Annotated in this window: 4 protein-coding genes; 1 reads left to right on the top strand and 3 read right to left on the bottom strand. The window is 31.7% G+C overall.

Translation table 11 applies throughout. From position 1 onward, the window contains the following. Positions 1-505: 505 nt before the first annotated feature. Complete coding sequence (locus tag RR561_RS07895; RefSeq protein ID WP_332507179.1) at positions 506-1,687, top strand: pyridoxal phosphate-dependent aminotransferase; 1,182 nt, start codon at positions 506-508, stop codon at positions 1,685-1,687. Between the two features lie 131 nt (positions 1,688-1,818). Here RR561_RS07895 and RR561_RS07890 read toward each other — a convergent pair whose 3' ends face one another. From RR561_RS07890 to lysS, 3 genes are all read right to left on the bottom strand, one after another. Next, a complete protein-coding gene (locus RR561_RS07890) occupies positions 1,819-4,632 on the bottom strand; it encodes an FAD-dependent oxidoreductase (RefSeq protein WP_332507177.1) in 2,814 nt (937 codons plus the stop codon). 359 nt (positions 4,633-4,991) lie between these two features. Further along, positions 4,992-6,545 carry a PucR family transcriptional regulator gene (locus RR561_RS07885; RefSeq protein WP_332507175.1) on the bottom strand — a complete coding sequence of 518 codons (1,554 nt, stop codon included), beginning with the start codon at positions 6,543-6,545 and terminating at the stop codon, positions 4,992-4,994. Positions 6,546-6,706: 161 nt separating this feature from the next. Next, on the bottom strand, positions 6,707-8,230 hold the full coding sequence (gene lysS / locus RR561_RS07880) for a lysine--tRNA ligase (RefSeq protein ID WP_332507173.1): 1,524 nt from the start codon (positions 8,228-8,230) through the stop codon (positions 6,707-6,709). Positions 8,231-8,433: the final 203 nt, after the last annotated feature.

Here is an 8,433-nt window from a genome sequence, read left to right as displayed (position 1 = left end):
TACTACTTCTTACTACTTCTTACTACTTCTTACTACTTCTTACTACTTCTTACTACTTCTTACTAGATTATATCACCTATAGCAAGCTAGATGTTTATTTAAATTTGCATTTTCAATGAATCACTTTATTACTATTTTTTTATTTTTAATATACTTTTTCCTTTTTTTGCTTTTTTTATTAAACCACATACTGCTGTATTTTTATAATCCACTTAAAATAATCATCTTTTTTCAGGTTAATTATATACAAACCTTCTTTTTTGGTATAAAATAAATAGAAAATATAGTTCAAATTTATAATTTAATATTGTATGTTACGCTGTAATTTTAATGCTATTAGCTTTAAGCGTTCTTGTATATAGACTACATATTTTACTAACACAACATATTATTTCGCATTAATATCAGCTTATAAGTTGGATTGATACATATTTGAATACTATATCAAGCTAGATGTGATACTATATTTATATATCGCGTTTATTAAATCCAAGGAGGAATAAAAATGCTATCTACTCGTTTAAAAAACATTACGCCTTCAGTAACTGTCGCAATCAGTTCTAAGGTTAAGGAAATGAAAGCAAATGGAATTGATGTTATCAGCTTAAGTATTGGTGAACCTGATTTTAATGTTCCAGAAAAAGCAAAAGAATATGGAAAGAGATCCCTTGATGAAAACAAGACAAAATATGATTTTGTGGCAGGTATAAAAGAACTTAGAGAAGAAATATGTAAAAAACTATCAAGAGAAAATAATGTAGACTACACAATTGACCAGATTGTTCTATCAAGTGGTGCAAAGAACTCACTTACAAATGTTTTACTTGCAACTACTGATCCTGGAGATGAAGTTCTTCTTCCTCTTCCATACTGGGTAAGCTACTCTGAAATAGTTAAAGTGACTAATGCAGTTCCTGTAGAAGTTCAAACTAAAAAAGAAAATAACTTCAAACTTACAAAAGATGAACTTTTGGCGGCAATTACTGATAAAACAAAATTAATTATTATGACCAACCCTTCAAATCCTACTGGAGCTGTATACACAAAGGATGAACTTTTGGATATTGCAAATATATGTGTTGAAAAGGGAATTTATATATTGGCAGATGAAATCTATGAAAAAATAAGATTTGATGATACTTTTGTTTCTTTAGCATCACTTGGTGATGATATAAAAGACATCACTATTACTGTCAATGGATTCGCAAAATCAGCCGCTATGACTGGTGTTAGACTTGGTTATACCGCTTCCAACTCAGAAATAGCTAAGGGTATGACGTCTATTCAGAGTCACACTGTATCTCACCCTTCACTAACTGCACAATATATCGGATTGGGAGCGCTTTTGGAGTGTGAAGAAGATATGCAGTATATGGCAGATACTTACAAAAAAAGATGTGAAATCATAACAAACAGACTTGATAAGCTTGAACATATCAGTTATATCAAACCTTCTGGTGCTTTTTATATATTTGTAGATTTGTCTAAAGTAAAAGAAAAATACAATTATAAGGATAACTTTTCTGTGGAATTTTGCCAAAACTTCCTCGATGAAGAAAAGGTTGCAATTGTTCCAGGAAAGGCATTCGGAATAGATGAATACATCAGAATTTCATATGCTTGTAATGAGAAAGACTTTCTTGAAGGTGTTGATAGACTTGAAAGATATATAAATAAATTCTTTTAAACATAACTTCATATACTAAATAGATAAAGGAGGCCACTATATAGTGACCTCCTTTTATTATTTATATTTATACAAATATATTTCTTCAATAAACATAATTCCTATACTAAAATACTTATATTCTACTATATTTATATTCTATCCACTTCCATTAGAACTGTTCTATCATATCTAGCTGGAATTAAATAAGGAACTACTTTTCTTGCTTCAACTTCTTCAAGTATATTCGTAGCTGGTAGATACAGATCATTAACCTGATATGCTGCTCCTATTACACTAGATATCGGCAACTCTCCCCAAGGATCATCCTTACTAGAGCTTAGACTTATACTTGCAAATCCAGGCTTCCAATCCTTATAGTGATAGTCACATATATTGCTTACTAAAACTGCATCCTTAAAATCACAATTTCCCTCTTCATTGGTAAATTGATCATATTTATAGCAAAATGCTTGTCCCTTTATATCTTTATTTGGACTAGCCTGTTGAAATACCAAATTAGCAAGTGGGCTATTGTATGATCCTATTTTCATTTTCATATCAAGTAGCTGTTTGCCATGTCTACTTACCTTGGCAGTCACTAGGTCTCCATCTTTTGTGAGCTCACACACTGCTCCAACCTTCTTAGGCCATCCTGCAACCTCTCTTCCCAAAAGCTGTGCTACTTCTGAACCTGCGCCATCAATCAAAAGAGATAGCGGATATATACCCAGTTGGTCATTATACATTGCATATATACCTAATACAGCTTCATAGTATTCATCTGTAAACGTAGGATGTTTAATCTTTGATAGAGAAACATTTGCAATAGGAAGAAGATAAGGCTTTAATGGTGGAGGTAAAATCTTCTTTATTGCATCAAATTCTGTAAGAAATGCTATTGTAACACCTTCTTGATCTCTCATTTCTACATTTTGGGAATATTTTTTAAGATCTGAATCTGCAAGCTTAAAGCTAGGTCTATTTTCTATCTCAAATAAATTGTATACACACTCAAATCCTTCAGCAGTTGCTCCATGTATCAGTCCTTTAGTATCTCTTGCTGCTCCTACAAGATGTATGTTATCAAATTTATCTTTTAATTTAGAGAACAATTGATTATTTTGTGTGATTCCAAGAGATAAGGCAACACTATCGCATTTCATTGTCTCTATTTCATTTGTCTTTGTATTTTTAACTAGTATACAATCGTCCCTAACTTCCATCAAGGCTCTAGACAACTTAAACTGAGTTCCTTCTTTCATTAGTCTTCTCACATCATCTTGGACTATACTAGGATTTGCACCCGGTGCTATACTATCTAGCATATCTATTACAGTTGTTTCGCATCCAAAATGATTTAGTTGTGATGCACATTCCAATCCAGTTATACCAGATCCTATAACAATTACCTTTTGATTTTTTACTTTTGAATCTATATCCAAAATATCTTCAAATCCATATACATTGTCTTTATTTATTCCAGTTATCTTAGATGGCACTATAGCTTTTGCTCCAGTAGACACTATTATTGAGTCAGGAGATAGCTCTTCTATATACTCTATACTTGGATCAACTCCCAGCCTTATATCTACTCCGAGTCTTTGCATCTCTTCTTGATACCAATCTGTCAACCAATCTAACATTTCCTTTTTAGGTGCCTTTGATGCATAATATATTATTCCACCTAATTTATCTTCTTTTTCAAGCAAAGTTACAGACATGCCTCTTCTAGCAGCTTCTACCGCAGCGCTCATTCCTGCTGGCCCTCCACCTATAACTAAGACTTTGTGATGATCTGAATCATATCTTTCCTCATCATATTTTAATTCTTTAAATGCCCTCGGATTCATAGAACACTCTGGAGGCATATTTCTAGGACTATTTTCATTTAAACTTTCAAAGCAACGCAAACATCCAATACATTTTCTTATTTCATCTTCTCTTCCTTCCAAGGCCTTATTTGCCCAGAAAGGATCACATATCAAAGCTCTACCCAAAGCTACAAAATCTTGTACGCCTTCTTCTAAAAGCTCTTCAGCTACCTTAGGTTCTCTAACATTATTTACCGCAATGACTGGTATTGATACGGCTTCTTTTATTGGTTTAATTAAATATGTACGCCATGCCTGTGAATATGTTGTGGGTTCTATCACAGATACTCCAGTTTCATATATACCACAACTTACATTTATTCCATCTATACCTGCCTTTTCAAGACCTTTTGCTATCTCAACGCCATCTTTTGAATGTATATAATTTTCTTTAACTCCGTTCATATCCAATAGTTCATCAGTTGAAAATCTCACTGTTATTGGATAGTCAAATCCACACTCTTTATGTATACCTTCTATTATTTCAACTACAAATCTCATTCTATTTTCAAAACTTCCACCATACTCGTCACTTCTATTATTGGTATATGGAGAAAGAAATTGTCCTGGTAAGTATCCATGTGCTGCATGGATCTCAACTCCATCAAAGCCAGCTTCTTTAGCTCTTTTAGCAGCTGTTATATAGTTTGATATTATACCTTTTACCTCTTCAGTACTAAGAGCTCTAGTTTCTTGTTTTGAAAGAAGACACATCTTATCAGACGCTCCTACACATAGATTGCCTCCTATTAGGGCTCTGTTAGTTTCTCTGCCTGGGTGGTGCAACTGACAAAATATTTTTGTTCCATATTTATGGACCACACTTACCATTTCAGACATACGAGGAATATTTCTCTCATTAGTCAAGGATAGTTGCTTTAATATAGCAGCTCCATTTATATCATTTACTCTACAGACTTCTGTATATATCAGACCCACTCCACCCTTAGCTCTTTCTTCGTAGTATCTTATCATTTCATCTGATGGAGTTCCATCTAAATTTGCAATTCCAGTTCCCATAGGCGACATTACCAAGCGATTTTTTATCTTTACCTTGCCTATATTCGCTGGACTAAATAGTTTTTCATACATAACAATATCCTCCCTTTAAAATACACAAATATAAAACGCTCCTCATGAGGAGTTTTAGTCATCAAACAGCTTCATTTTTTAAAATAAAAACTTTTTCAAGCCTTCAAAATAAAAACGCTATTTGTTTTACAGTTTTTATTATTATAACTTTGAGCTTGAAAAATACTTTCTTAATTTTTTATCAATTTCTAAATTCAATTGTCTTAATAATAACACTATTCTAAATTTACAACTACGTTTTATTTGTACAAACTATTTAGTTATACTTGTGCAAACTATACAAACTTATGTATATAGTTATATTTCAAACTATTTATTTTTTTAAACTATCCTTGCAAAATCTAATCTCTCCCCCATAATCAATATCCTAGATATTTTTCTATTTTGAAAGATGCCAATATAATAAAACACTCTTCATGATCACTCAAATTCAGATCGCCAATCTCTGAAATTCTATTTAGTCTATAAGAAAGTGTATTTCTATGTATATACAACTCCTCTGAAGCCTTCTGTAGATTATGCCCACACTCCAAATATTTTTTTAAGCTCTTATATAATAGTGTAGAATTCATTAAATCATAAGATCTCAACTTTTCTAAGGCTGGATGGCATAAATCTTTTAGTTTTGAGCTATCTTTTATACCATCTAAAAGATCATAAAATTGATAGGATGAATATTTAGTTATTTTTTCATCTTTAGATATAGAATTACTTAATCTAATAGCTGTTTCAGCTTGGTTATAATACAGAGGCAAATTATTGAAATCATAAAATATATTTGATATTCCTACTTTTATATTTTCCTCGGAAATCAATTTTTTTATCTTTTCTATAGTTATCTTCTCCAATTGAATCCTATCATTCATCTGATAAATGGCAACGAGTCCAGCTTTGTGATAAATTACTTGTGTACTAGGCATTATTTTCTTAAAATCAATTTTCAATTTTCTTTTGAAGTATATTTCATCCTTATCTTCTGTTCTTATAGAAACGAGCATATAATACTTGGATGTGCCTTTAGAATTAATTTTATTTAAAGCTTTTTCTACAGGCATACCTATCAAAAGATTGTACAATAATTCTTCACAATCAGTATTTGTCTGAAATAAGTTTTGTAAGACAGTACTTGAAATTTCTGTTATTGCTCTACTCATATCTGAAAGCATGGCTAGGTGGATAGGAGTAATTTTATTTTCTTCTTCTATCATAATAATATAACCCACGTGCCTAGCTGATAAAAAAATATTACTTATATATTTATTGTTTTTTGAATTATAACAGTTCATAGATATAGCTTCCACAGATTGATTTGCACTCATTTTATCTATAAAGTTTTGAGCATGAGATATAAATTTATAATCACAATATCCTCTTTCAATATTGTTTTTCCAAACATCATCTGTCACTTCTATTGACTCTGAGTAGGCGATTATCTTTAATTCCTCATCACATAATATAATTGAGCTCCCTAATCTACTGGAAGCTGAATTTACAACCCTATCTATATCCTTTGTTTCTTTTGCCAGTTTTACGAGATCTGTGTAAAATTCTTTGCCATTGCTAGAATCAATATCTTTTTTGGCCTGATTGAAAGTAGAAAAAAAGTCATTAGGATCTATCAAAAATACTCCCTCCAGATAATTATTTTCACTTTCTATATCTGTGTTTTTTATATTTATATTTATATTTTTTATGTCTGTGTTTTTTATATCCTTCGCCAAAATACAATACTTCGGAATAGTATCGATTTTTCCGAGTTGGGATAAATATCCAAAATACAAAGTGTTCGATTTATAATTTGTAAGCCCTTCATCTAGCAAGTATATTTCTTCAATATTTCCATCTCTTAACTTCCCTATTTTTTCTAAATTGTATTTATCAGATAGTTTTTTTATCAAATGTTTATAATACATATATCTCCTCCGACAAGTATATTTCAAAAATATTCTTAAAATTTAAATTATAATTACAAGAAAAAGTATTTTAAAACAGTAAAATTATTAAAAGGCCACCGCAATAACTGCAGTAGCCTTTTATAAAAATCATAATCGACATTTCTGTAGATTACTTTGTATTATTCTTCAGTCTCTTCTTCCTCTTCGTCATGATCTCTTAGAGGCTTCATTGTTGGGAATAACAATACATCTCTTATTGATGCTGAATTTGTAAGAAGCATAATTACTCTATCTATACCTATTCCTAATCCACCAGTTGGAGGAAGTCCTACTTCTAGTGCATTTATAAAGTCTTCATCCATTTCACAAGCTTCATCATCACCTAGTTCTCTCTTTCTTACCTGATCTTCAAATCTACCCTTCTGGTCAATTGGATCATTAAGCTCAGAGAATGCATTTGCAAGTTCCCATCTGTTTGCAAAAGCTTCGAATCTATCTGTTACTCTTGGATCTTCAACATTTCTCTTAGCAAGAGGAGATATTTCTACTGGATGGTGAGTAATAAATGTAGGTTGAACTAACTGATCTTCACCAAATTCTTCAAAGAAAGCACTAATTACTTCTCCACGTCTCATTCCTGGAGTTATTTCTATTCCCTTTTCTTCTGCTATCTTTAGAGCTTCTTCATCTGTGTTTATTTCAGAGAAGTCTACACCAGCATATTCCTTTACACAGTCTTCCATTGTCATTCTCTTCCATGGAGGTGTAAAGTCTATTTCTGTACCCTGGAAATCAACCTTCATGCTTCCAGTTGCTACTTCTGCCATATGAGATATTAGATTTTCTGTTATATCCATCATGTCATTATAATCAGCATATGCCTGATATAATTCAATTGCAGTATATTCTGGGTTATGTTTCATGTCCATTCCTTCGTTTCTGAACATTCTTCCCATTTCATATACCTTATCAAATCCACCAACTATAAGTCTCTTTAAGTATAGCTCATTTGCTATTCTAAGATACATTGGTATATTCAAAGTATTGTGGTGAGTTACGAATGGCTTTGCATTAGCTCCACCAGCTATAGTGTTTAGTATTGGAGTTTCTACTTCTAGGAATCCTCTTTCATCTAAGTAAGTTCTTAGAGCCTTTAGAGCCTTAGTTCTAGTAATAAAAGCATCCTTAACTTCAGGATTTACTATAAGATCTACATATCTCTGTCTATATCTTAGATCCATATCCTTTAATCCATGATACTTTTCTGGAAGTATCTGAAGTGATTTTGAAAGTAGAACTATCTTTTCTGCATGAACAGAAGTTTCTTCAGTTTTAGTTTTAAATACAAAACCTTCTATACCTACTATATCACCCATGTCATACTTTTTGAATAGCTTGTAATCATCTACTCCTACATCATCTCTTTTTACATATACCTGAATTCTTCCACTCTGGTCCTGTAAATGCATGAATGATGCCTTACCCATAACTCTCTTTGTCATAATACGACCAGCAATGCTTACATGCTGACCTTCTAGAGTATCATAGTTTTCCTTAATTTCTTCTGAGTGATGTGTTACATCATACTTACTTATTTTAAACGGATCCTTACCCATTTCCTGAAGTTCTGTAAGCTTGTCTCTTCTGACCTGAAGAACTTCACTTAGGTTTTCAACCTGATTTTCTGGCTTATTATTTCCCATTTTTTCCTCCTGTTTAGTTTTATTTAATCATTTTTTAAAACTCGTATCACTATATTATCTCTAATAACTTTAGTACATGCTGTACTATTGTTAAACTCAATCTTAAAATACTCCATATAAATTTCTCTATAAATAAAATCTACTTTTATAAAAGACCTTTAACTCCTAAAGCCTTTCATACAGGCATATCTACAATAAAATAT

Origin of the sequence: Peptostreptococcus sp. (genome assembly GCF_036639115.1) — a bacterium.
In the GTDB taxonomy this organism is placed as follows: domain Bacteria; phylum Bacillota; class Clostridia; order Peptostreptococcales; family Peptostreptococcaceae; genus Peptostreptococcus.
This window is presented reverse-complemented; position numbering and strand designations above follow the sequence as displayed.

Coding starts and splice junctions, on each gene's coding strand:
- lysS (WP_332507173.1), bottom strand. CDS start 8,230: ATGGGAAATAATAAGCCAGAAAATCAGGTTGAAAACCTAAGTGAAGTT.
- RR561_RS07885 (WP_332507175.1), bottom strand. CDS start 6,545: ATGTATTATAAACATTTGATAAAAAAACTATCTGATAAATACAATTTA.
- RR561_RS07890 (WP_332507177.1), bottom strand. CDS start 4,632: ATGTATGAAAAACTATTTAGTCCAGCGAATATAGGCAAGGTAAAGATA.
- RR561_RS07895 (WP_332507179.1), top strand. CDS start 506: ATGCTATCTACTCGTTTAAAAAACATTACGCCTTCAGTAACTGTCGCA.